24 protein-coding genes are annotated in these 24,878 nt (G+C 63.6%); 5 read left to right on the forward strand and 19 right to left on the reverse strand.

The window, feature by feature from the left end; all coding sequences use genetic code 11:
• Positions 1-154: 154 nt before the first annotated feature.
• The 7 genes from lepB to rpoE form a co-directional block, all read right to left on the reverse strand.
• Positions 155-949, reverse strand: a complete 795-nt coding sequence (lepB, locus tag S7S_RS12490; RefSeq protein ID WP_008738790.1) for a signal peptidase I — start codon at positions 947-949, stop codon at positions 155-157.
• Positions 949-2,748 carry a translation elongation factor 4 gene (gene lepA, locus S7S_RS12495; RefSeq protein WP_008738789.1) on the reverse strand — a complete coding sequence of 600 codons (1,800 nt, stop codon included), beginning with the start codon at positions 2,746-2,748 and terminating at the stop codon, positions 949-951. The genes lepB and lepA overlap by 1 nt, the downstream gene beginning before the upstream one ends.
• 100 nt (positions 2,749-2,848) lie before the next feature.
• Complete coding sequence (locus tag S7S_RS12500; RefSeq protein ID WP_008738788.1) at positions 2,849-4,267, reverse strand: DegQ family serine endoprotease; 1,419 nt, start codon at positions 4,265-4,267, stop codon at positions 2,849-2,851.
• Between the two features lie 113 nt (positions 4,268-4,380).
• Complete coding sequence (locus tag S7S_RS12505) at positions 4,381-4,857, reverse strand: SoxR reducing system RseC family protein (protein WP_008738787.1); 477 nt, start codon at positions 4,855-4,857, stop codon at positions 4,381-4,383.
• Positions 4,854-5,870, reverse strand: coding sequence for a MucB/RseB C-terminal domain-containing protein (locus S7S_RS12510; RefSeq protein ID WP_008738786.1), 1,017 nt, complete (start codon positions 5,868-5,870; stop codon positions 4,854-4,856). The genes S7S_RS12505 and S7S_RS12510 overlap by 4 nt, the downstream gene beginning before the upstream one ends.
• 12 nt (positions 5,871-5,882) lie before the next feature.
• Positions 5,883-6,455, reverse strand: a complete 573-nt coding sequence (locus S7S_RS18895; protein ID WP_052269337.1) for a sigma-E factor negative regulatory protein — start codon at positions 6,453-6,455, stop codon at positions 5,883-5,885.
• A 55-nt stretch (positions 6,456-6,510) separates the two neighbouring features.
• Positions 6,511-7,080, reverse strand: coding sequence for an RNA polymerase sigma factor RpoE (gene rpoE, locus S7S_RS12520; RefSeq protein ID WP_008738782.1), 570 nt, complete (start codon positions 7,078-7,080; stop codon positions 6,511-6,513).
• A 384-nt stretch (positions 7,081-7,464) separates the two neighbouring features.
• Here rpoE and nadB point away from each other — a divergent pair, with 384 nt between their 5' ends.
• Positions 7,465-9,042 (forward strand): L-aspartate oxidase, encoded by a 1,578-nt coding sequence (nadB, locus tag S7S_RS12525; RefSeq protein ID WP_008738766.1) that lies wholly within the window; start codon positions 7,465-7,467, stop codon positions 9,040-9,042.
• 21 nt (positions 9,043-9,063) lie between these two features.
• Here nadB and S7S_RS12530 read toward each other — a convergent pair whose 3' ends face one another.
• A complete protein-coding gene (locus tag S7S_RS12530; protein ID WP_144401658.1) occupies positions 9,064-9,363 on the reverse strand; it encodes a hypothetical protein in 300 nt (99 codons plus the stop codon).
• Positions 9,364-9,409: 46 nt separating this feature from the next.
• Entirely contained in the window at positions 9,410-9,667 is a 258-nt protein-coding gene (locus tag S7S_RS12535) for an FAD assembly factor SdhE (RefSeq protein WP_008738765.1), read from the reverse strand.
• 190 nt (positions 9,668-9,857) lie between these two features.
• Between S7S_RS12535 and ygfZ the strand changes: the two genes are divergently transcribed.
• Together ygfZ and S7S_RS12545 are read left to right on the forward strand one after the other, a co-directional pair.
• A complete protein-coding gene (gene ygfZ, locus S7S_RS12540; RefSeq protein WP_008738764.1) occupies positions 9,858-10,868 on the forward strand; it encodes a CAF17-like 4Fe-4S cluster assembly/insertion protein YgfZ in 1,011 nt (336 codons plus the stop codon).
• An 89-nt stretch (positions 10,869-10,957) separates the two neighbouring features.
• On the forward strand, positions 10,958-11,851 hold the full coding sequence (locus S7S_RS12545; protein WP_008738763.1) for an acyltransferase: 894 nt from the start codon (positions 10,958-10,960) through the stop codon (positions 11,849-11,851).
• Here S7S_RS12545 and S7S_RS12550 read toward each other — a convergent pair whose 3' ends face one another.
• Positions 11,852-12,310, reverse strand: a complete 459-nt coding sequence (locus tag S7S_RS12550; RefSeq protein WP_008738762.1) for a hypothetical protein — start codon at positions 12,308-12,310, stop codon at positions 11,852-11,854.
• A 95-nt stretch (positions 12,311-12,405) separates the two neighbouring features.
• Between S7S_RS12550 and S7S_RS12555 the strand changes: the two genes are divergently transcribed.
• Positions 12,406-13,551, forward strand: a complete 1,146-nt coding sequence (locus tag S7S_RS12555; RefSeq protein ID WP_008738761.1) for a PQQ-dependent sugar dehydrogenase — start codon at positions 12,406-12,408, stop codon at positions 13,549-13,551.
• On the opposite strand, the gene S7S_RS12560 is transcribed toward S7S_RS12555, so the two are convergent.
• The 6 genes from S7S_RS12560 to S7S_RS12585 form a co-directional block, all read right to left on the reverse strand.
• Positions 13,537-15,312, reverse strand: coding sequence for an outer membrane protein assembly factor BamB family protein (locus S7S_RS12560; protein ID WP_008738760.1), 1,776 nt, complete (start codon positions 15,310-15,312; stop codon positions 13,537-13,539). The two genes, S7S_RS12555 and S7S_RS12560, sit on opposite strands and share 15 nt — an antisense overlap.
• The gene (locus tag S7S_RS12565; RefSeq protein WP_008738759.1) at positions 15,312-15,680 is read right to left on the reverse strand and encodes a hypothetical protein; all 369 of its coding nucleotides are present in this window, start codon (positions 15,678-15,680) and stop codon (positions 15,312-15,314) included. The genes S7S_RS12560 and S7S_RS12565 overlap by 1 nt, the downstream gene beginning before the upstream one ends.
• A 218-nt stretch (positions 15,681-15,898) precedes the next feature.
• Positions 15,899-16,999, reverse strand: coding sequence for an enoyl-CoA hydratase/isomerase family protein (locus S7S_RS12570; RefSeq protein ID WP_008738758.1), 1,101 nt, complete (start codon positions 16,997-16,999; stop codon positions 15,899-15,901).
• Between the two features lie 18 nt (positions 17,000-17,017).
• Positions 17,018-17,905 (reverse strand): 3-hydroxyisobutyrate dehydrogenase, encoded by an 888-nt coding sequence (mmsB, locus tag S7S_RS12575; protein ID WP_008738757.1) that lies wholly within the window; start codon positions 17,903-17,905, stop codon positions 17,018-17,020.
• A 55-nt stretch (positions 17,906-17,960) separates the two neighbouring features.
• Entirely contained in the window at positions 17,961-19,109 is a 1,149-nt protein-coding gene (locus S7S_RS12580; protein ID WP_008738756.1) for an acyl-CoA dehydrogenase family protein, read from the reverse strand.
• Positions 19,110-19,125: 16 nt separating this feature from the next.
• On the reverse strand, positions 19,126-20,616 hold the full coding sequence (locus S7S_RS12585; protein WP_008738755.1) for a CoA-acylating methylmalonate-semialdehyde dehydrogenase: 1,491 nt from the start codon (positions 20,614-20,616) through the stop codon (positions 19,126-19,128).
• A gap of 133 nt (positions 20,617-20,749) precedes the next feature.
• On the opposite strand from S7S_RS12585, the gene S7S_RS12590 reads away from it, so the two are divergent.
• Positions 20,750-21,667 carry an AraC family transcriptional regulator gene (locus S7S_RS12590; protein ID WP_008738753.1) on the forward strand — a complete coding sequence of 306 codons (918 nt, stop codon included), beginning with the start codon at positions 20,750-20,752 and terminating at the stop codon, positions 21,665-21,667.
• Positions 21,668-21,888: 221 nt separating this feature from the next.
• Here S7S_RS12590 and ung read toward each other — a convergent pair whose 3' ends face one another.
• From ung to lysS, 3 genes are read right to left on the reverse strand one after another with little or no spacing between them, the layout of a single operon-like run.
• Positions 21,889-22,572, reverse strand: coding sequence for a uracil-DNA glycosylase (gene ung / locus S7S_RS12595; protein ID WP_035205415.1), 684 nt, complete (start codon positions 22,570-22,572; stop codon positions 21,889-21,891).
• A 26-nt stretch (positions 22,573-22,598) separates the two neighbouring features.
• Complete coding sequence (locus S7S_RS12600; RefSeq protein ID WP_008738745.1) at positions 22,599-23,270, reverse strand: TetR/AcrR family transcriptional regulator; 672 nt, start codon at positions 23,268-23,270, stop codon at positions 22,599-22,601.
• A gap of 35 nt (positions 23,271-23,305) precedes the next feature.
• On the reverse strand, positions 23,306-24,793 hold the full coding sequence (lysS, locus tag S7S_RS12605; protein WP_008738741.1) for a lysine--tRNA ligase: 1,488 nt from the start codon (positions 24,791-24,793) through the stop codon (positions 23,306-23,308).
• Positions 24,794-24,878: the final 85 nt, after the last annotated feature.

The raw sequence follows: 24,878 nt of genomic DNA on the forward strand, positions 1-24,878 counted from the left end.
AGCAGGGTGTTGAAAAAGCCTCTTTGAGACTTTTTCAAGCCACCTTTGCGGCGCAGGTCCGCAAAGATGGGCACGAAAAATCAATCGCTTATCGCGCTTGATTTTGCTGACGGCTTGGTTGAGCCGTCAGCGCAGGCTGTTTTTCAACAGTCTGCTAGTCGGCGTCGTCGAGCTTGTCGATGGCGCCGTTCCGGGAGAAGCTCGGCAGTGACAGGCCGGGCCGCCAGTGCATCCAGATCAGGAATGCCTTACCGACGATATGGTCTTCCGGCACCATACCCCAATACCGGCTGTCGTTACTGTTGTTCCGGTTGTCACCGACCATGAAGTATTCGCCCTCGCCGACCACCCAGTCCTTGTCTTCGCTGCGCGACATGAGCGCCCCGGTGAACGGATTGATCTCGGCTTCATGACGTACCAGGTGGCGCGTCTCGCCCAGGGTTTCTTCATACAGGGTTTCCTGCAGGCGGCCCATGCGCTCGCTGGCAATCTGCTCGCGTGGCAGCGGCTCACCATTGATATACAGCTGGCCGCCGCGCTGGCTGATACGGTCGCCGGGCACGCCGACCACGCGCTTGATGAAATTCTGCGCCGGCTTGAGCGGGTAGCGGAACACCATCACGTCGCCGCGCTCCGGGTCGCCCAGGTCGAGGATACGGGTGTTGGTCACCGGCAGCCGCAGACCGTAGGCGAACTTGTTCACCAGGATGAAATCGTTGACTTCCAGCGTCGGCAGCATGGAGCCGGAGGGAATGGTGAACGGCTCGACCACGAACGAGCGGATCACCAGCACCACGAAGAACACCGGCAGCAGGGAATTGGTGAATTCCACCGTTTCCTTCACCGCCTTGCCGCCCCGCTCGCGCAGTTTGAATTTCCAGTCCAGCAGCCAGATCACGCCGGAGATGAAGACGGCCAGGGTCAGCCAGAAGCCAATATCAATTTCCATCAGTCGCTCACCTTGAGTACGGCGAGGAAGGCTTCCTGCGGAATTTCCACACTGCCTACCTGCTTCATGCGTTTTTTACCGGCCTTTTGTTTTTCCAGCAGTTTCTTCTTCCGGGAGACGTCACCGCCGTAGCACTTGGCGATCACATTCTTGCGCAGCGCCTTGACGGTCTGCCGCGCAATGATCTTGCTGCCGATGGCCGCCTGGATGGCCACATCGAACATCTGCCGGGGCACCAGGTCCTTCATTTTCTCGACCAGCACACGGCCACGGTACATGGCCTGGTCCGCGTGACAGATCATGGCCAGTGCATCGACCCGCTCGCCGTTGATCAGCACGTCCACCCGCACCAGTTTCGCGGGCTCGAAGCGGTCGAAGCTGTAGTCCAGCGAGGCGTAGCCCCGGCTGCAGGATTTCAGCTTGTCGAAGAAATCCAGCACCACCTCGGCCATCGGGATGTCGTAGGTCAGCGCCACCTGCTTGCCCAGGTACTGCATATTCTTCTGTACACCGCGCCGTTCGACGGCGAGCGTGATCACACTGCCGACATAATCCTGCGGCACCAGGATATTTACCCGGGCAATTGGCTCGCGGAATTCCTCGACCTTGTTCGATTCCGGCAGCTTGGAAGGGTTATCCACGTGCAGCACGGTGCCGTCCACCAGCAGCAGTTCATAGACTACCGTGGGCGCCGTGGTGATCAGGTCGAGATCGTATTCGCGTTCCAGCCGCTCCTGGATGATCTCCATGTGCAGCATGCCGAGGAAGCCGACGCGGAAGCCGAAGCCCAGTGCGTCGGAGGTTTCCGGTTCGTAGAACAGCGAGGCATCGTTGAGTGCCAGCTTGGACAACGCATCACGGAAGTTTTCGTAGTCGTCCGCGCTGACCGGGAACATGCCGGCATAGACCTGCGGTTTGACCTTCTTGAAGCCGGGCAGCGCCTCGACCTCGGGGGTTTTGGAATGGGTCAGCGTATCACCTACCGGGGCACCGAGAATCTCTTTGATGCTGGCGCTGATCCAGCCCACTTCGCCGGCTTCCAGCACCGTGCGTTCGGTGCGTTTCGGGGTGAACACACCCAGCAGGTCCACGGAATGGGACTGGCCGGTGGATTTCACCAGGATCTTGTCGCCTTTTTTCAGGCGCCCTTGTGTGACGCGGACCAGCGATACCACGCCCAAGTAGTTGTCGAACCAGGAATCGATGATCAGCGCCTGCAGCTTGCCATCGCGTTCGCCGACCGGTGGCGGAATACGCTCAACCAGCTGCTCAAGCAGGTCTTCGATGCCCAGGCCAGTCTTGGCCGACACGCGGCAGGCATCGTGCGCATCCAGGCCGATGATCTCCTCGATCTCCTGGATCACCCGCTCCGGCTCCACCTGCGGCAGGTCGATCTTGTTCAGCACCGGCAGCACTTCCAGGTCCTGTTCGATGGCGGTATAGCAGTTGGCCACCGACTGCGCCTCGACGCCCTGCGCCGCGTCCACCACCAGCAGCGCGCCCTCGCAGGCAGACAGCGAGCGCGACACCTCGTAGGAGAAATCCACGTGGCCGGGGGTGTCGATGAAGTTGAGCTGGTAGGTCTCGCCGTTCCGCGCCTTGTAGTAGAGCGTCACGCTTTGCGCCTTGATAGTGATACCGCGCTCACGCTCCAGGTCCATGGAATCGAGCACCTGTTCCTTGAGCTCACGCTCGGACAGGCCGCCGCAGACCTGGATAAAACGGTCCGCCAGGGTCGATTTGCCATGGTCGATATGGGCAATGATGGAGAAATTTCGGATATGGCTGATATCAGTCACAAAGCACGCCGGGCCAGGAAACGATGGGCCGCGATGATAGCGGATTTGGCCCCCCAGAGCGATGGTTCCCATCGTGCCGGGGGGCAGCTGCGAGCGGCCCTCAGGGCGCTTCCTCGATCCTGATCGCCATGAAGCGCGGGTTCTCGCCACGCTGCACCAGCGCGGGCACCCAGCTGTTGGTGGGCAGGCTCTCGACGATCTCGGTCAGCGCCGCCGGGTTTTCCACGTCCAGGTTGTTCAGGGTGCGCAGCACGTCGCCGGCCCGGATACCGGCGCGGGCGGCCGGCCCCGGCTTCACATCCGTCACTTTGACGCCATGGCTCAGGCCCAGCTTCTCTTTCTCGGTATCGGACAGCGGCGCCACCGTCAGGCCCAGCGGCGCTGCGGCCGCTGGCGGTGCCGCGCCGCGCTCGCTGCCGCCGTCCTGACGCATGTCTTCCGGCAATTCACCAACGGTGACTTTCAATGTCTTGCGCTTGCCCTCGCGGACCACCTCCATGGTCGCCTCGGCGCCGGGCGCGACACGCCCCACCAGATGCGGCAATTGCGGCGAGCGATCAATGGTCTCGCCGTTGAAACTGATCACCACGTCCCCTGCCTCAAGGCCGGCTGCGGACGCCGGGGAATCCTTCATCACCTGTGCCACCAGGGCACCGGCAGGCTTGTCCAGCCCGAAGGACTCGGCCAGGTCACGGTCCACATCCTGGATCAACACACCCAGCCAGCCACGCGCCACGCGGCCGTCCTCGCGCAGTTGCTGGACCACGTCCATGGCCATGTCGATCGGGATCGCGAACGACAGCCCCATAAAACCGCCGGACTGCGACACGATCTGTGAATTGATGCCGACCACTTCACCGTCGAGATTGAACAGCGGGCCACCGGAGTTGCCGGGATTGATGGCCACGTCGGTCTGGATAAAGGGCACATAGTTCTCGTTCGGCAGGCTGCGGCCCAGCGCGCTGACGATACCCGCCGTCACGGTGCTCTCGAAGCCGAACGGCGCGCCAATGGCCAGCACCCATTCGCCCACTTTCAGATCGCGGGAAGAGCCGATCTTGACCACCGGCAGGTCGTCTTCCTCGATGTGCAGCAGCGCCAGATCGCTTTGCTGGTCATGGCCGACCAGCTCCGCCTCCAGTTCGCGACGATCCTGCAGACGCACCAGGATGCGGTCGGCGTCGCGGATCACATGATAGTTGGTGAGGATGTAGCCATCTTCGGAAATGATGAACCCGGAGCCCTGCGATTCGGCATCCCGTTGCGGAGCATCGAATTGCTCTTCCATGCCCTCGAAGAAATGGCGGAAGAATTCCGGCACCTGCTGCCCGCGCAGACGCCCTTCAACACCACTCACCCGCTGCAGGGTGGAGATGTTGACCACCGCCGGTTCCTGCTCCTGCACCAGCCTGGTGAAATCAGGCAGGGTATTGGCCTGCGGCCCGGACTGCGGTCCGCAACTGATCAACATACCTGCCAGCAACACGAACACCCAGCGTGCAAAGACTCTCTGCGTCATCACTCAACCCCCTTGGTCGTCAATGGTGAACACCGGCCTCTCCGACCGGTCCGTGGTGGTATCAGAAAGCCACCGACGGAAAAAAATCGTGTGTGCGACAGCGCAGGCCGGAATCAGTATTCCGCAGGAGACGCCATCTTCGCCGCAGGATCCGGACACAGGCGCCGCATGATATGCGGCTGCAGGCGCGGGTCTGCGGCCCGGCTCTGACTGTACCAGCGATTGATCAGGAAGCCGACCGCCAGCCCGGCCACACCCAGCGGCGCAGACAGGTCGGTCTGGTTCAGGGAAAGCTGCGATCCCAGCAGCGCACCGGCAAACAGCAGCAGCAATGGCATCAGGTAGATCATCAGGGCACCACGAACCAGGGCGCCCTCGGGAATACCGAGCACGATCTGATCGCCTATGCACAACACCATATCGGGATTCAGCACACGCAGCCTGGCGCGGCTGCCGGCACGTTCGCTGTCGAGGAGTTTGTGTCCGCAACCGTTGCGGGCGGTGCAGCTTTCACAGGCACTGCGGCGCAGTGTCTCAACCCAGACCGCATCCGGCTCCACTGCCACGACACGGCCGGTCTCTTCGATCACTGCGCGGCCCCGGTGATCGGCTGGCCGTTGAGGCGCACCTCACCGAGCACCCGCTCGGCGGTAACCTGTGGCACTTCACCCACCAGCGTCAGCAGAAAACTGCCCGTGGCATTGTCGACCCGGCGGCTGACCGCCACCGTCGGTCCCAGCCGGCTGACTCCCTGCTCGGCCATCACGCCGGGCGGAATCGCCTGCACGAACAGCGTGAACGACGCCAGCCCGTCGCCGTAGGCCATCGCCGCCACCGGCAGACGGTGCGGCGCACTGCGGCGCAGATCCCGTTGCGTGGTGACAAAACCGGCCGGCAGCCAGCCCGCCTCCAGCGTCGGCTGCCCCGGCAGCGGCTCCGGCAAGGATTCGATGGCGTACTGCACGGGTACGTCCGGCACGGCGAAGTCTTCCCGCGTCAACGATGGCTGCAGATCCAGGGCGAGGAATTCCACCCGCTCCAGTGCCACACCGCCACTGTCGACCATCTCGGATTTCAGCAACAGGCGGCTGTCCCGGTCGATCCACAGGCGGTAGCCGTAACGGTGATTGTCCAGCGGGTTCACGCGCACGCGCAGCGCGGCACGGCCGGCCACGCGGCCATCACCATCCAGCAGCACGTTGTACTGTTGCGGCAGGTTGGTGGCCAGCCGCTCATGCAGCGACAGACGGGCCAGCGACTGGCCCGCACCCACGGACAGGCGCGTCATGCTGCGATCGGGATGAATGCAGATGACCTCATCGCCTTCGCGGATCAGTTCCGCCAGCGGGCCATCCAGATGGGTAAGGCGTTCGAATTCATTGCCATCGATCACCGCATGGCGCACTTCCAGCGTCGACAGCTCGTTGCCATACATGTAGAGAAAACGGCCCTGGTAGCTGAGGCTGCGGTAAGCCTTGGCCATGGAGGCCAGCAGACTCTGCGGCGGCGACACCACCTCTCCGGTGGGTGCCGCCTGGGCCAGGGCCAGATGGGGCAGGAGACACAAAACAGGCAGCAGTGCCCGGTACAGCGATACCCTCATTGCGGGAACCCCTTAACGAGCCCCCTGCCGGGCATCGGCGCTGACCAGACGGACATAGGGCACCATGCCCTGCCCGCTGTGACGCGCAGTGAATTCGCTGTGGCGCAGCAGCATCGGGCTGAGTTGCTGGCTGCCCTGCATCGCTGCCGGTTGCTGGGCGCGGCCACCCAGGCCGACCAGTGCAGCTTCGGCAAACGGGCGGGCGGCACGCGGTGCTTCCATCGGTGCACTGGCCACCATCGCCGACGGCGTATCGGTGCCTGTGCCCTGCGTGCCCCAGTACTGCCAGCCCACGGTCACGGTGGCCGCCGCCACGGACGCGGCCACCGCAGCCCGTGCCACACTGCCGATCCAGCCGGTGCGACGCACTTTTTCCTCCGCCAGCGCGGCGCTCAGGCGATTGCTGAACCCGGCCGGCACGGCGGCGACGTCATGTCCTTTAAGAATGTCGCTGGTCAGTTGCCAACGCGCCCATCGGGCAACGCCGGCCTGGTCCAGGTCGCGCAGCATACGGCGTGTTTCGAGTTCAGAGGTCTCTCCATCCAGCAGGGCGGACAGGACTTCACGCTCGCGTTCACTGTTCATGACGTCACCTTCAGCACGTTTCAGCACGTTCACAGACTTTCCATCACCTGACGGATCAGCCCCGTTCCATCAGGGGCCGCACTACCTGATCAATCGCTTCCCGGGCCCGGAATATCCGGGACCGGACTGTCCCGACCGGACAATCCATCACCGCCGCGATGTCTTCGTAACTGAGACCTTCGAATTCCCGTAATGTCACCGCAGTCTTCAGTTCCTGCGGCAGGGCGTCAATGGCCTCGTGGATCGCGGCTTCCAGTTCGTGAGACAGCGCGAGGGATTCCGGAGTTCCAAGTTCATGCAAACCTTCGGCGCCCACGAACTGCTCGGCGTCCACCGCATCCACGTCAGAGCCCGGCGGACGGCGGCCCTGGGCCACCAGGTGATTCTTCGCCGTGTTCACCGCAATGCGATAAAGCCAGGTATAGAAGGCGCTGTCCCCACGAAAACGGGGCAGCGCCCGCCAGGCCTTGATAAAGGCCTCCTGGGCAACGTCCTGCACTTCATCATGGTCACGCACATAGCGGCTGATCAGCGCGAAAATGCGGTGCTGATACTTATGCACCAACAGGTCGAAAGCGCGCTGATCGCCCTTCTTGCAGCGTTTGACCAGTTCCTCGTCTGACACCCGGGGTCCCCCGACAGGCTTTGCTCAAGCCGCAATGGTTCCATCTGATAGCTGTACCGCGCACAAGTTCCGCAGCATGCCGTAACGCGTCGTTGATCCATCTGGCCTGAGAGAGCGGCCCGATATGACGGATGCATGACCCGCCGCGTTCAAAACGGCGCATTGTAGCAAAGCCTGTGCCATGACGCGCCAGCCGTTTCAGGAGGTTTTACACCCTGCCAGCCGGTCTCCCCGGCGCCCTGCTATGGTGTCCGCCCGGTCACGTTCCTATACTATCGCCGCGCCAGCACCGGCATTGGCCGTGCCGTGGCACGCGCCTTTATCCTGGCCCTGCGGCCAGCGCCGGCCTCTTACCTGCCGCCGCGGACGCCAACCGGAGTAGCTATGGCCACTTACCGCCATGATGTACTGATCATCGGCAGCGGCGCTGCGGGTCTCACCGTCGCCCTGCGCATGAGCCCCGACGCCCGTATCGCACTGCTCTCCAAGGGCGAACTCACCAGCGCCAGCACCTATTACGCCCAGGGCGGCGTGGCGGCGGTGATGGACCAGCAGGATTCGCTGGAATCGCATATCAAGGACACTCATGTGGCCGGCGCCGGCCTGTGCCACGAGGATGCCGTGCGCAAGACGGTGGAGAACGGCCCGGACGCAATCCGCTGGCTGATCGACCAGGGTGTGGGCTTTACCCGCTTTGAAGAAGATGGCCGCCAGGGCTTCCACCTGACGCGCGAGGGCGGCCACAGCCACCGGCGCGTCATCCACGTGGCCGATGCCACCGGGCTGGCGATCTCCGGCGCCCTGATCGATCAGGTCGGCCGGCGGCAGAACGTGGAACTGTTTGAACACCGCACCGCTGTCGATCTGATCGTGCAGGACGGCCGCTGCGCCGGCGCCTATATCCACAACCCGATCACCGGCAGAACCGATGTGTTCCTGGCCCGTGCAGTAGTGCTGGCCACGGGTGGCGCCTCGAAGGTGTATCTGTACACCTCCAACCCGGACGTTGCCACGGGTGACGGCATCGCCATGGCCTGGCGCGCCGGTTGCCGGGTGTCAAACATGGAATTCATGCAGTTCCACCCGACTTGCCTGTACCACCCGAAGGCAAAATCCTTCCTGGTCACCGAGGCCATCCGTGGCGAAGGCGGCCACTTGCTGCTGCCGGATGGCTCACGCTTCATGCACCAGTTCCACGAGCGCGGCGAACTGGCCCCGCGCGATGTGGTGGCGCGCGCCATCGACTTTGAAATGAAACGCCTGGGCGCCGACTGCCTGTATCTGGACATCAGCCACCGCCCGGCGGATTTCATCATCAATCACTTCCCGACGGTGTACGCCAAGTGCCTGCAACTGGGCATCGACATCACCCGCGACCCGATTCCGGTGGTGCCGGCGGCACACTACACCTGTGGCGGTGTCATCACCGACATGCACGGCCGCACCGACCTGCCCGGCCTGTACGCCATCGGCGAAACCGCCTTTACCGGCCTGCACGGCGCCAATCGCATGGCCAGCAATTCACTGCTGGAATGCTTTGTGTTCGGCCAGGCCGCCAGCGAGGACATCAGCGCGCAACTGAAGACACTGCCCGAGCCACGCAACGCACCGGAATGGGATGACTCGCTGGTAACGGATTCCGACGAAGACGTGATCATCTCGCACAACTGGGACGAGTTGCGTCGCTTCATGTGGGACTACGTGGGTATCGTGCGCACGGTCAAACGGCTGGAGCGCGCCATGCACCGGATCGATCTGCTCAAGCGCGAGATCGCCGAGTATTACTCCAACTACCGTATCTCCAGCGACCTGCTGGAATTGCGCAATCTGGTGGTGATCGGCGAGTTGATCATTCGCTCGGCACTGCAGCGCCGCGAGTCACGCGGCCTGCACTACATCCTGGATTTCCCGGAGATGGAAGCCGAGGCGAAGGACACCATTCTGGTGCCGGATCAGGATTAGCAGGCGGCTGAAAACACCCTGTCAGGCGCGCAATACCAGGCACAGCCTGCGCCAGACGGCGTCCTCCATCTGGTCACGATAGAGCAGCACCGGCCCGACGCGCACACAGCCGGGCCAGAAGGCCGCGCGCCACGGCGCGCTCAGGTGCAGGCGACGGCCGTCGGTGCACTCCACCGCCAACGCCTCGGGCCACAGCGTCAACGCCTGCGCCCGTGGCTGGCGCCACCAGCCGCGCACCAGCCACGGCAGCACCGTCAACAGCAACGCGAGGCGCAACCACCACGGCAGGCCATTGGCAAGCACCGCCCAGGCTGCCAACACCAGCAGTATCAGCAACGCATAGAGGCGATAGCGCCCGGCGCGCAGTTCAGTCCTTGCGCCCCAGCAGGGCGAGCATGTGTCTGACGAAGGCATCCAGTTCCCTGTCATCCGGTACCGTGCGGCCAGTGAACCACTCGAACATGTCTGCGTCCTGGCAGGCCAGCAGGCGTTCGAACAGCGCCTGGTGTTCGGCGGTGGCGGTCAGGAAGTGCTCGTCGAGATACGCGTTGAGCACCACGTCGGTCTCTTTCAGGCCGCGTCGGCATTGCCAGACCAGGCGGCGTTTTTTCTCTTCCGGGGTCATGCGCTGTCTTGATCCTGTTCGCGGCAGGCACCGGGAAAACCGGCTGGAAAAACAGCGCGGCATCCCCATTACTGCCCCACATCGGGTGGATGGCTGTCAGTGGTCGGCAACATTATCTATCATCCTGCCCTGCGATGTCTGTCATCGCCTGCCCGCACCACCCTGCTGTCCAGAACAAGGAGTCGTCACCGTGTCCGCGTCATGGCAAACCTTTCTCGACCAGACCGGCGCCGTCCGGGACACCGATGGCACCGTGCTGCACTTTGGCCGCCCGCCGACCCGCGTGGCGCTGCCCCAGCTCCATGTCTGTGATCACCTGCGCATCGTCACACTGCGCGGGCCGGATGCCGTCACCTTCCTGCAAGGCCAGGTCACGGCAGATGTGCGTGAGGTCAGCGAGCAGCAGTACAGCCGGCTGGCCATGCACCTGAGCCTCAAGGGCCGTGGGCTGGTGAGCATGCGGCTTGTGCCGGCGGAAGATGGCTTTGACCTGCTGGTGCCCACCGCCATGGCGGACTCGCTGCTGAAGCTGCTTGGCAAGTACATTGTTTTTTCAAAAGCCAGCCTCGCGCTGGACGACACGCGGGTGGTGCTCTCGCTGGTCGGCGGTGACGCTGTTCCGGCCGTGCCCGATGACCTGCCGGCCGGCAAAGCCGCCTTTACCGCTGACGGCACCGCCGTACGCATGGACGGGCACCGCACCCTGCTGGTGCTGCCGGTGGAAACCGCCATCGCACACTGGGCCGCACTCAGCGAGGGGCGCGGCATCGGCGGTGCAGAGCACGCTCGCCTGCATGACATCCTCGCCGGTGAGGGCCATGTATTGCCCGGCGCTGAAGACCTGTTCCTGCCCCAGGCGCTGAATTACGACGTGCTGCACGGCGTCAGTTTCCGCAAGGGCTGCTATACCGGGCAGGAAGTGGTCGCCCGCATGCACTTCAAGGGACAGATGAAACAGCGTCTGCAACATGTGAGCTGGCCCGGCGACACGCCACTGCCCGCCGGCACGGTGTTGCGCGATGCCAACGGCAAGGCACTGGGCGAACTGGTGGACAGCATGACGGCCGGCGGCCAGGTGCAGGCGCTGGCGGTGCTGCGGCTGGCGCATGAAGGTGACCTGTATCTGCAGAGCGAGGACGGCCAGGCGCATGCGCTGGGTGCACGGCCGGAAACACTGCCCTACGAACTGCCCGCACGCTGAGACGTTTGTCGCGCTGTTACATCCTGACAATTGGGCTCGCCACTGCCGTTGCGTATCATCCCTGAGGACATCACCAGAACGGACTCCCCATGCGCGCGTTGTTCACCGGCCTGACCACCTCCCTCCTGCTGCTGCTCAACACCCTGATCCTGATTGGCCCGATGCTGCTGATCGCCCTGTTAAAGCTGATGCTGCCCGGTAAGCCGCTGCGCCGGGCCTGCTCGGCGGGCGTGATGTGGATTGCCGAAACCTGGGCAGAAATCTGCAAGCTGATCTTCGCCCTGTTCACCCCGGTGCGCTGGGATATCCGTGGCGGCGACACACTGCGCAGGGACACATCCTATCTGGTGGTCAGCAACCACCAGTCCTGGGTCGATATCCCGGCACTGGTGCAGGCATTCAACCGCAAGACGCCCTACTTCAAGTTTTTCCTGAAAAAAGAACTGATCTGGGTGCCCTTCCTCGGCCTGGCGTTCTGGGCGCTCGACTACCCCTTCATGAAGCGCTATCCGAAATCCGTGCTGGCGAAAAAACCGCATCTGCTCGGCAAGGACCTGGAAATCACCCGTGCTGCCTGCGAGAAATTCCGCGAGCTGCCGGTAACCGTGGTGAATTACCTGGAAGGCACCCGCTTCACGCCGGCCAAGCGTGACGCGCAACACTCACCCTATCGCTACCTTCTGAAACCGAAAGCCGGCGGCGTCGCCTTCGTGCTGGCCGCCCTGGGCGAGCAGCTCGATGCCCTGCTGGATGTGACGGTGGTATATCCCGGCGACACGCCACCGGGATTTGTCGATTTGCTGTGCGGTCGGGTACGCCACGTCATCGTCGACATCCGCACCCGCGAACTGAATGCGGCTCTGTGGCAAGGCGACTATGAAAACGACCCGGCATTCCGGGTCGTGGTGCAACGCTGGGTGGGCGATCTGTGGCGAGAGAAAGACCAGCGCATCGCCAGTCTGAAGCAGGAACTGCCGCGCTGATCAGCGCGGCATCAGGCGGGCAAACAGCCAGCCAGCCGCCGCCGCGCCCAGCGCCATCAGCAATAGGCCATGCCAGACGCGGGTCGCGGCGATCAGGGTCGGCATCGGCGCCAGGTGATTCACCACCAGTACTGCCACAATCAGTCCGGCCAGCGCCGCCAGCGCGTACACCAGCCCGCGTGCCTGCGGCAGCCCGCGCGACACCAGCGCCGCCACCGGCAGGCTGCAGGCCAGTGCCAGCACCACCAGCACCGCATAAATCGGCGAGAAACCCATCAGGTCCTCGCCCGTGGTCCGCAAGCGCACCGACAGCGGAATCTCTGCGCCGAGCTGGATCAGTGCCGCCAGGTTGTATTGCGTCTGGATCACGGCGCCAAGCGCTACCGCCACCAGTACGGCCACCACAAAGGCCACCAGGCCACGCCCCAGGCGTGCGCCGGTTCCGGCTGTGTGCGTCATTGTGTCTTCCTGTCTGCTTTGCGATTGAGTCGCCAATCTATACGATTCAGCGTGGAAAGACATTACACCGCCGCCACGAATAAAGAGGACACCGGATGCCACGCCTGACTGCCTTTCTCCTGCTGGGCCTGCTTGCTTCACTGCCACTGGCCGCACCGGCACAGGCACCCTCGCCCACCTATCGCGTGGAGACGCTGGCCGAAGGGCTCGACTTCCCCTGGTCCGTTGCGTTCCTGCCCGGCGGTCGCATGCTGATCACCGAACGCGGCGGCACCTTGCGGATGTATGAACGGCGGCGCCTGCTCGACAAGCCGGTCCAGGGCGTACCGCCGGTGTTCGCTTCCGGCCAGGCCGGTCTGTTTGACGTCACGCTGGACCCCGAGTTTGAGCAGAACCAGATTCTGTACCTGTCGTTTGCCCACGGCGACCAGGACGCCAACCAGGCACGCATCGTGCGCGCGCGGCTGTCCGGTTATGCCCTGGAAGATGTGCTGCCGATTTTCACTGCGCAACCGGCCAAGCGCGGCGACGCCCACTACGGTGCGCGCATGGCTTGGCTCGCCGACGGCACGCTGGTGATGGGGCTTGGGGATGGTTTCGATTATCGCGAACAGGCCCAGCAGCGCGACAGCCACCTGGGCAAGATCATCCGCATCCACCGCGACGGCAGCGTGCCCACGGACAATCCGTTCCTGGACCGGCAGGACACACTGCCGGAGATCTACAGTTTCGGCCACCGCAATGTGCAGGGGCTGGTCAGCGACCTCGCCACCGGGCGGCTGTGGGCACACGAACACGGCCCGCGTGGCGGTGACGAACTCAACCGCATTCGCGCCGGGCACAATTACGGCTGGCCGCTGATCACCTACGGCCTGGACTACACCGGCGCACGCGTCAGCCCGTACACGGAAATGCCCGGCCTGGAGCAGCCGGTGCTGCAGTGGACACCCTCCATCGCGCCGTCCGGCATGACGCTGTATCACGGCGACCTGTTCCCGCAGTGGGACAACAGCCTGTTTGTCTCCACACTGGCGGAAAAAAGCGTCCGTCGCATACCGCTGACGCAGGCCAATGGGGTGCTGGCGGCCGGTGAACAGGATGTGCTGTTTCAGGAACTCGGGGAGCGGATTCGTGATGTGCGCACCGGGCCGGATGGCGCCCTGTATCTGCTTACCGACAGCGCCAATGGCAAGCTGCTGCGCGTTGTCCCCGCCGACGCGCCCACCTCACTCAGGCAGTGAGAACACCAGCAGTTCTCCCCCGCGCGGCGTCTCCAGCCGATAGTCGCCGCCCGCCAGCAGGGCGATGTACTGCCGGCCGTTCACGGCATAACTGATCGGTGTCGCCTGCCCGCCCGCCGGCAGGCGGGCACGCCAGAGTTCTTCGCCGGTCTCGGTATCCAGCGCCCGGATCAGGTTGTCGGTGGTGGCGGCAACAAACGCCAGGCCACCGGCGGTAAGCAATACGCCGCCCTGGTTCGGAGTGCCGGTGTCCGACGGCAGCGGCAGTGACAAACCAAACGGCAGCGGCAGCCCGGCCCGGCCCAGCGGCCGATCCCAGTGCAATGCCGGCGCCTGCGTGCTCACCGCCATGATGCCGCCGTGCGGTGGCCTCAGGCAGAGCCGGTCCACCTCACCCCACGGCGTGCGGTATGGCACGCCGTCACGAATCTCGCCGACCATGGGCACCTGGTTGTAATTGAACACCAGCAGCTCACGCTCCGGATCGAAGGACACACCACCCCAGTCGATGCCGCCCATGTCCCCCGGATATTGCAGCCAGGGCTCCGGGCCAGGCGGCGTAAAGCGGCCCTGGTAGACCAGCCGGCGAAACTGGATACGGCACCAGAGCTGGTCGATCGGGCTGACACCACCGATATCTTCCTCGCGCAGCAACGCGGCACGCGGGCCGGGCAGGCCTTCTGACACCGGCTGCGATGCCGGCAGCACACCGTCCGGCGCGTAGGCTGCCGGCGTCTGCTGTTGTGTCACCGGCACCAGCGGCTCCCCCGTGGCACGGTCCAGCACAAACAGATCACCCTGGCGCGTGGGCAGTACCAGCGCCGGCACCACGCCCTCCGGCGTGCGCCACGGCAGCAGCGTGGCCTGCGCGGATAATCCATAGCCCCACACATCGTCACGCACGCCACGGAAGCGCCATCGCGTCTCACCGCTGGTCACATCCACCGCTACCAGCATCGCCGGCCGCGCCAGCGGCAGGTACACCAGACCGAGTTGTTCATCGGCAGAAAAAACCGCTTCGGCTGCAAACTGCTCGCGTTCTTGCTCCGGTTGCCATCGCCACAGCAGCCGGCCCGTGGCGGCACTGATACCGGCCACACTGTCACCAGCGCGTGTCACCGCCACCCCGCGCACCAGCGTGGGCGGCGACACCGGCCCACTGAAATGACCGGGCAATGTCACCACACCCTGTTCGCCAAACTCCACGCACGGCCGGCCCGTATCAGCGTCCAGCGCGCGCAGCCGGCCATCTGCCGTCGCGGCGAGGATACGCTCACGGCACAGGCCATCGCGATTGGCGCCCAGGGATTCATGGAACGACACGCCACGGCAGGTGGCCGGCCCGGCAAACTGGTCTGCCTGCAGAGCACTGTCATGACGCCAGCGTTGTTCCCCCGTGGTCGCATCCAGCGCGATGACGCTGCCACGCCCGGAACAGAGATACAGCGCGTCACCAATTTTCAATGGTGTGGTGTGCGGCGCCCAGCGCGCCTTGAGATCACGCGGCATATCATTGAGCGAATAACGCCAGGCCAGCGTCAGCGCAGCGACGTTATCGCGATCCAGGCTCTGCAACGGGGAGTAACGCTGGGCGGCATTGCTGCGCCCGTAGGCGCTCCAGTCGCCATCTGCCGGTGCAGCGGCCGGAGGTGCACCGGCTTCGACGGCCTCCGGCACCACACGCGGCGGCACCGGCGCCACCACGGATTGCTGCGCCTGCACCAGCGCCGGCAACGCGATCAACCACCACCCGCAACGCATCAACGCACGCCCCTGAGCGCACGCTGGCGCCGCAATGCCGGTAACAACAGCAACAACAGCATGCCGAGCAGTGCCGGCATCCACAGCCGTGGCCATAGCGCGAGCAGATTATTGCCGACCTCCGTCAGCGCCCAGATCAGCGTGCAGAACAGCACGCCCTGATACAGCCACACGCCACTTTCGCGGCCGGCCAGCACCAGCAGCGCCGACACCGTCATGCCCGCGCCGGCCAGTACGTAGTAACGGGCACCACCAAGCAGCGCCAGCCAGATACCCCCGCCAAGCAGCCACAGCCCCAGGCACAACAATGCCACGGCACACAGCCAGAGACTGAAACCAGCGGGATCACGCGGAGGCAACCAGGCCACGAACACTCCTTATGCGAAGCCTTGTCAGAGGTTTGGCCGGTAGCGTCTCAAACGAACAAGACCGGGCCATGACAATCGACTCAGCATACTGGCAGGCGCAGCGCGGGCGCAAAGCACCAGGCCGGCAAAACGGGCGGGCAAAAAGCTTGTTTACAATTCAGGGACAGCCGGCGACCTTGATCAGGGCGCCGGCTACGGGTGTCGAGCGGGGATACCGGCTACAGATCAGCCAGCGGATGCGTCGGTGCCGGGCTGTCAAAAAAACCTTCAACATACTCGCGCGGCACCTCGTTGACCTGCGCATAACGGAACTGCGGGCTGCCATCCTTCTCGATCAGCAGCGCACGCACGCCCTCGCGGAAATCCGGATGCATCGCGCACTGCACGGACATGCACCACTCCAGACGGAACACTTCGGCAATGGAGAGATGCTTCGCACGGCGCAGTTGCTCCCACACCAGCCAGGCGGTCTGCGCGCAACCCCGTTCAAAGGTCGAGGCCGCACGGTGCAACCACTCGCCCCCGTCCTTGAGCCGCCGCAGCGCTTCCGCCACTTCCGGCAACGTGGCCCGGTCACAGGCCTGATTGATCTGGTCAAAGTGCTCGCGCACGTTCGAGGCCGGCAGCGACGGCGACGCCGCTTCGCGCAGGCAGCGATGCACCAGCGCCGTATCGAGCGTTTCGTCACCGCTGAGCGACAGCAGGGCCAGGCTGTCGAGCACCGCCTCGCGCCGGTCGGCATGGATGAACACATCGGCCAGCCCCATGAACAGCGCGTCGGCCGCGTTCAGATGCACCCCTGTGAGGCCGGCAAACAGACCCGTCTTGCCCGGCGCGCGGTTGAGGAACCAGCTCCCGCCCACATCCGGGTACAGGCCGATGGTGATTTCCGGCATCGCCAGTTTCGATTTCTCGGTCACCACACGCTGGCTGGCGCCTTGCATCAGCCCCATGCCACCGCCCATGACGACACCGTGGCCCCAGCAGATCACCGGTTTCTCGTACACATGCAGCAGGTGATCCAGGCGGTATTCCGCCGCAAAATAGTCCTCGATGAACGGGTTGCGTTCGCCCACCGGCGTCATGCTGCGGTACATCTCGACGATATCGCCGCCGGCACAGAAGGCGCGCTCGCCTTCGCCTTCCAGCCAGACACAGGCGATGGCGTCATCGTGCTCCCAGTCGATCAGCTTTTCGTACAGCAGGCCGATCATGGTGCGGCTCAGCGAATTCAGCGAGCGCGGTGCATTCAGCCGCGCAATGCCGACCTTCTTGCCGGACTCACACGGGCGTTCTTCAAACAGTACCGAATCGGACATGACTGCTCCGTTTGTTGATCACTCGCGCACTTTCAGCAACGACAGGATGCTGGAGAAATCCAGCCGCCCGTTGCCCTGCGCGCCATGCAGGCCATAAAGACTTTTCGCCAGCGCGCCCATCGGCGTGCGGCCCTTCACCGCCAGCACGTTGTCCATGGCCAGCGTGAGATCCTTGTTCATCAGGTCGACGGCAAAGCCGCCCTGGTAATCGTTCGCCGAGGGCACATTGTCCATCGTGCCCGGCCACGGATTATACACTTCCAGCGACCAGTTACGGCCGGAGCTGGCGAGCATGATATCGGACAGCACTTTCGGGTCCAGGCCGTTGTCCACGCCCAGCTGCAACGCCTCGCAGGTGCCGATCATGTGAATCGCCAGCAGCATGTTGTTGCAGATCTTGGCGATCTGTCCGGCGCCGTTGTCGCCGGCGTGGAATACATTGCGGCCCATGTTCGCGAGCACCGGCCGCGCCCGCTCCACCGCTTCGGCAGGGCCGCCGCAGATAAACGTCAGCGTGCCGGCCTTCGCACCACCGACCCCGCCGGAGACCGGCGCATCAATCACCGTGCGGCCCATGGCGGCGGCTGCCTGCGCAAGTGTCCTGGCTGTGGCGGCGTCAATCGTGGAGCAGTCAATAATCAGTGCCTGCGCCGGAATGCTGGCCAGCACGCCCTGCTCCCCCAGGTACAACCCGTTCACCGCCGCCGCCGACGGCAGCATGCTGATGACGATCTCGGCATCCGCCACCGTATCCGCCGGGCTGCCCCCGGCCTGCGCGCCTTCGGCCACCACGGCGTCCACCAGCGACGACGCCAGGTCGAACACCCGCACCTGATGACCGGCCCGTACCAGATTCACGGCCATCGGGCCGCCCATGTTGCCGACACCAAAGAATGCGATCCGCATGATGTGCTCCTTTGTTGTTTGAAGCCGGCCAGCGCCGGCATTGTTCGTCTTCGGGTCAGACCGCCACGCCGGCCAGCAATCGCCGGGCGATGATCACACGCATGATTTCATTGGTGCCTTCCAGTATCTGGTGCACCCTCGCATCGCGCACATAACGCTCCAGCGGGTATTCACGGATATAGCCGTAGCCGCCGTGCAGTTGCAGCGCGTCGTTGCAGACGTTGAAACACAGATCCGTCGCCAGCCGTTTGGCCATGGCACAGTACAGCGTCTTTTCCGCATCCCCCTGATCCAGTTTCCAGGCCGCCAGGTACACCATCTGTCGCGCCGCCACCAGCTCGGTGGCCATGTCCGCCAGCCGGAACTGCACCGTCTGGAAATCCGACAGGGGCTGGCCGAACTGCTGCCGTGTCTGCACGTACTCGCCGGCCTGCGCGAGCGCTGCCGAGGCAGCACCCAGCGAACAACTGGCGATATTGATGCGGCCACCATCGAGCCCGCGCATGGCAATGCGAAAGCCATCGCCCTCCTGGCCAAGCAGGTGGCTGACGGGAACGCGCACGTTCTCCAGTGTCACCTGCCGGGTCGGCTGGCTCTTCCAGCCCATCTTGTCTTCGTTGCGCCCATAGCTGATGCCGGGCGCATCCGCCGGCACCAGGAAGCAGGAGACACCGCCCGCCCCGGCACCGCCAGTGCGCGCCATCAGCACCAGCACATCGGTGCTGCCGGCGCCGGAAATAAACGCCTTGGTGCCGTTGAGCAGATAATCGTCGCCGTCGCGGCGCGCGGTGGTTTTCAGCGCCGCCGCATCCGAACCGGCACCCGGTTCGGTCAGGCAGTAAGACGCGAGTTTTTCGCCGCTGGTCAACGCCGGGCACCATTCGGTACGGATCTCGTCCGTGGCGAACGAGGCCACCATCCAGGTCGCCATGTTGTGGATGGTGATAAACGCCGTGGTCGAGGTGCAGCCGCGCGACAATTGTTCAAACACCAGCGCCGCATCCAGCCGCGACAGGCCCAGCCCACCGACGGCCTCTGGCGTGTACAGCCCCATGAAACCCAGTTGGCCCGCTTCCCGCAGCGTGTTCAGCGGGAAGTGGCTGCGTGCATCCCAGTCCGCCGCGAACGGCGCCAGCGCCTTGTCGCTGAACTGGCGCGCAGTGTCCTGGTAGGCGAGCTGTTCTTCGGTCAGTGAAAAATCCATCGCGTGCTCCAGGCCCTTACTTCAGGCTGATGGTCATGTTCGCTTCGTGCACCATGTCGTCCTCCGGCCAGCGCGAGGTGACGGTCTTGGTCTCGGTGTAGAAGCGCACACCCTGCTTGCCGTAGGCGTGCAGGTCACCATAGAAGGAGCCTTTCCAGCCGGTAAAGGAGAAGAACGGCAGCGGCACCGGGATCGGGATATTGATGCCCACCTGGCCGACTTCGACTTCGTGCTGGTATTTGCGCGCGGCGGCACCGCTGGCGGTAAAGATGGAGGTGCCGTTGCCGTACGGGTTCTGGTTCACCAGCGCGATGGCTTCATCGAGCGTATCCACGCACATGCAGCACAGCACCGGGCCAAAGATTTCCTCGCGGTAGATGCTCATCTCGCGAGTGACATTGCTGAACACCGTCGGACCCACCCAGTTGCCGTCCGGCAGGCCGTCCACAGTGCAGTCGGAGCCATCCAGCAAACATTCCGCACCTTCTTCCTTGCCCTGACGGATCATGTCCAGCACGCGTTTTTTCGCCTGCGGGCTGATCAGCGGACCATAGCCGGCCTGCTCATCATCCCAGGCGCCCGGGCGCACCTTGGCCAGTTCATCACGCAATGCCGGGATCAGTTTTTTCGAATCACCGACGAACACCGCCACCGAAATCGCCATGCAGCGCTGGCCGGCGGCGCCCACGGAGGCGCCGACCAACTGGCTGACCACCTGCTGCGGATTCGCGTCCGGCATGATCACCGTGTGGTTTTTTGCGCCGGCAAAGCACTGCGCACGCTTGAGGTGCTCGGTGGCGGTCCGGTAGACGTGCTGGCCCACCGGCACGGAACCGACGAACGACACCGCACGAATGGCCGGGTGCGTGAGCAGCGTATCCACCTGATGGCGACCGCCATGGACCACCTGCAACACGCCCTCTGGCGCGCCGGCTTCCAGGAACAGCTCCGCCAGCCGCACAGCGGTCATCGGGTCCTGTTCGGACGGCTTGAGAATAAAGGTGTTACCGCAGGCAATCGCCATCGGGAACATCCACAGCGGAATCATGGCCGGGAAATTGAACGGCGTGATGCCGGCGCACACACCCAGCGGCTGGATCCAGGAATGGGTATCGACCCCCCGGGCCACGTTCTCGACCGTCTCCCCCATCATCAGCGCAGGGATATTGGCAGCCTGTTCGACCACCTCGATACCGCGCCACAGGTCACCCTTGGCATCGGCGAAGGTCTTGCCGGTTTCCTGCGCGATCAGCTCGCCGATTTCGTCATGGTGTTCTTTCAGCAGGTGCTGGTAACGCATCATCAAACGCGCGCGCTCCGGCACAGCCACTTCGCGCCAGGACAGAAACGCCTTGCCGGCGGCGTCGATGGCCGCCTGCATTTCCGCATCGGTGGCCATCGGCACGTTCCAGAGCACGTCCTGATTGGCCGGGTTGGTGACCGGCAGGGTCTCCCCGCCGCCTGTGATGAATTCGCCGCCGATCAGATGCGGTACGGAACGGGTCATAGCGCTCTCCCTGGAGCCGTGAACGGCTGTGTTATTGGCATTGCCCGGCAGGGCCGGGATTCAGTGTGCCAGTTTTAGCACGGACATGGCCGGGGTAAGATGGCTTCCATTGCAGAGAGATGGACTATATTGCATGAACCGCCCACCTGCCGCCGCGCCCGCCCAGACCTCAGACTGGCCTCTTTCCGGCCAGGGCGAGCGCGTTCTGCTGCCCCAGACCCTGCTGGCAAGTCTGGCTGGGCATCCCTTGAGCAAGGCGTTTCATCCGCTGGCGTTCGGCTACTATCCGCGCGCCAGCGGCCACCGCATGGCACGCCGGCACCCGGCGGACGATATTGTGATTTATTGCGTAGAGGGGTGCGCCAGTGTGAGCCTGGGCGAGCACCGCACCAGCGTGCACGCTGGCGACCTGCTGTATCTGCCGGCCGGACAGCCGCACAGTTACGAGGCCGACCCGCGCCAGCCCTGGAGCCTGTTCTGGATGCATCTGGGCGGCGAGGAAGCCGCGCTGCAACTGCGCCAGTTGTTCGGCGCGCACTCGCTGCTGCACCCCGGCCTGCATGAAAGACTGCTCAGCGATTTCCGCGCCCTGCTCGACAGCACCCGTGGCAGCCACCAGCTGAGCGCCTACCTGCACGCCGCCAACCTGTGCCGGACCATACTGAGTTATGCCGCGCTATTGCTCAGCCAGCCCCGTGAAGCACGAAGCGGGCTGGACATCGACACCCTGCACCTGCACATGCAGACCCGTATCCATGACCGGCTGACACTGGCGGACATGGCCACACTGGCCGGACAGCCGTCACGCTATCAGTTCATTCGCGACTATCGCGCCCACACCGGGCAGACACCGGTGAAGGCCTTCCTGCACATGAAAGTGGCACGCGCCTGCTACCTGCTGGAAACCAGTCGCCTGCCGGTGGCTGATATTGCGCAGCAACTGGGTTTTGATGACCCCTATTACTTCTCGCGGCTGTTCCGCAAGGCCACGGGCGCCAGCCCGGCGCAGTACCGCAAGCAGGGGATGGCGCCGCCGCGACAGGATCTCTGACCAACCGTCAATGCACCAGATGGCGTTTACGCCTGAAACGCGCAACAGGGCAGCGCCACGACTCAGGCTTTAGGCTTAGTGATGAATTGAAAAATAATGTAAAACGGCACCGATATTGTGGAGATCAGCGCCTAAAAACACGCTTTCTTCACGCAAAATCGTTCGGGATACACCTGTTTCCCCTGGCACGGAAGCGCCAACTCGGTAACTGGGCCGCGCCTCTACAGACGCCAGTTGATGGGTGTTTTGCCCTGCTGTACCAGCCAGTCATTGGCGCGGGAAAAATGCCCGCAGCCGATGAAACCCCGATGTGCCGACAACGGTGAAGGATGCGGCGCGGTCAGCACCAGGTGCCGCTTGCGGTCAATCAGGTTGCCCTTGCGCTGTGCGTAACTGCCCCAGAGCATGAACACCAGCCCGTCGCGCTCGCGGTTGAGATGATCAATGGCAGCGTCGGTAAAACGCTCCCAGCCCTTGCCCTGGTGTGATGCCGCCTGACGCTGCTCCACGGTCAGCACCGCGTTCAGCAACAGCACGCCTTGCTCCGCCCACGGCACCAGACAGCCGCTGCGCGACATTTCAATGCCGAGATCACGCTGGATCTCCTTGACGATATTCTGCAGGCTCGGCGGCGGCGGCACGCCAGCAGGCACGGAAAAACTCAGGCCGTGCGCCTGGCCAGGCCCGTGGTACGGGTCCTGGCCCAGGATCACGACCTTGACCTGGTCGAAAGGGGTGGTATTGAAGGCATTGAAAATCTGCGGGCCCGGTGGGTACACCACCTTGCCACGCCGTTTTTCTTCCAGCAGGAACGCACGCAGCGCCTGCATGTATTCACTGTCGAATTCCGTTTCCAGGGCGGCTTTCCAGCCCGGTTCCATCTGTACGCTGCGTTGTGACGTCATTGCCCTGCTGTACTGCCTGCTGGTGGTCAGGATGCCTGTGTCGTGCGTGCCATCATTTCCAGCGTGTGGGCGACGCGCGCGCGGACATCCGCTTCGGTGTATTTGTCCGGCGCCGCCAGCATATCCTGTTCGATACCGTAGAGCACGGCGAAGAACACTTCTGCATCCAGCACTGGCTCTTTACTGCCCAGACGCTCGCAGGCACCCGCCAGCACATCCAGCTGTTTCTGCTTGTAGACCGCAGCCAGTTCACGCAGGCGCTCATCCAGCAGCGCCTCGTGCAGGAAGGCCTGCTCGGCGATCAGATGATCGCGCATGTTGTGCACTTCGTTGATCACGTAGGCAGCGGTCATTTCTGCGAGCGTGGCCAGCAACGATTGACGCTGCTCATCGCTCATCTGTGCCGGCACGCCATCGATCAGCGCGAATGCCTGATCACGGAACGGCTCGATCACGTCATGCATGGCCTGTTCGGCAAACAGCGTGAAGGTATCCGCGATCAGATCGGTAATGTCCTTGAAATAATAGGTTGTCGCAGACAACGGCACGTCGGCTTCCTTCGCCACCGCGCGATGCCGCACACTGCGCACACCATCACGAATGATGATGCGCAACGCGGCTTCCAGAATGGCACGTCTGCGCTGCTCACTGCCGGCACGGCGCGCCTTGCGACCCTGATATTGAATAGCAGATGTCATCTGAATCCCTTGATGTGTTTCAACTATGCCCCCGGTTAAGCGCCGCCTGGTTTTGCCAGCGGACGCATATGGGGAAAGAGAATCACATCACGGATGGATGGCGTATCGGTAAAAAGCATTACCAGCCTGTCTATGCCGATCCCCTCACCTGCGGTGGGCGGCATACCGTACTCCAGCGCCGTCACATAATCGTCGTCAAAAAACATGGCCTCCAGGTCGCCGGCGTCCTTCTCGGCAGCCTGGCTACGGAAGCGTTCGGCCTGGTCTTCGGCATCGTTCAGCTCGGAGAAGCCGTTGGCGATTTCCCGGCCACCGACAAAAAACTCAAACCGGTCGGTGACGAACGGGTTGGCGTCGCTGCGACGTGCCAGCGGCGACACTTCGGTCGGGTATTCGGTGATGAAGGTCGGCTGCATTAATCGATGTTCTACCGTTTTCTCGAAAATTTCGATCTGCACCTTGCCCAGCCCGTAGCTGTCCTTCAGCGGAATACCCAGACCGGTGGCGATGGCGCGCGCGCCCTGCTCGTCGCGCAGCTGTTCGGCGCGTATGTCCGGATTGAAGTGCAGGATCGAATCGAACACCGTCATGCGCGCAAACGGCTGGCCGAAATCGAACATCTCGCCCTGGTACGGCACGTCCGTGCTGCCGAGCACATCCAGCGCGATGGTGCGCAGCATGTCTTCGGTCAGGTCCATCAGGTCGTTGTAGTCGGCGTAGGCCTGGTAGAACTCCACCATGGTGAATTCCGGGTTGTGCCGGGTGGAGAGCCCTTCATTGCGGAAATTGCGGTTGATCTCGAACACGCGGTCGAAGCCGCCCACCACCAGCCGTTTCAGGTACAGCTCCGGCGCAATGCGCAGATACATGTCCAGGTCCAGGCTATTGTGGTGGGTGACGAACGGCCGCGCCGTGGCGCCGCCGGGAATCACCTGCAGCATCGGCGTTTCCGCCTCATAGAAGCCACGCTGCTCCAGGTACCGGCGAATGCCACTGACCACCCGCGCCCGGATACGGAATGTGCGGCGGGTGTCTTCATTGGTCATCAGGTCGACGTAACGCTGGCGGTAGCGCATTTCAGTGTCGGTCAGGCCCTTGTGTTTTTCCGGCAGCGGACGCAGGGATTTGGTCAGCAGGACATACTCGTCCATCATCACATACAGATCACCCTTGCCGGATTTGCACAGCTTGCCACGCACACCGACGATGTCGCCGATATCCCAGTGTTTCGTCGCCTGCTGCACGTCCTTGGTGGCATAAATCTGGATACGGCCGCTCTGGTCCTGCAACACCTTGAACGACTTGCGATCCAGCATCAGCCGGCCGGCGATGGCGACAACGATGTTGCGGGCTTCCAGCGCGTCCTTTTCTTCCTCGCCGTATTGCGCGATCAGGTCTGCGGCCAGGCTGTCCGGGCGGTACTGGTTCGGGAATGCCTGGCCTGCCTCACGCAGCTGCCGCAATTTGTCGCGGCGCTCGGCGATCAGACGGTTTTCGTCCTGCTGGAGCTGGTCGTCAGTCATGGGGAAAATCCTTGGCCGGACGTCTGACGTCGGACATCCGGGGTGTAACACTGAAAAAGCGTCGGACGTCTGACGTCGGACGTCT

It is taken from the genome of Isoalcanivorax pacificus W11-5 (assembly GCF_000299335.2).
Taxonomy (GTDB): Bacteria; Pseudomonadota; Gammaproteobacteria; order Pseudomonadales; family Alcanivoracaceae; genus Isoalcanivorax; species Isoalcanivorax pacificus.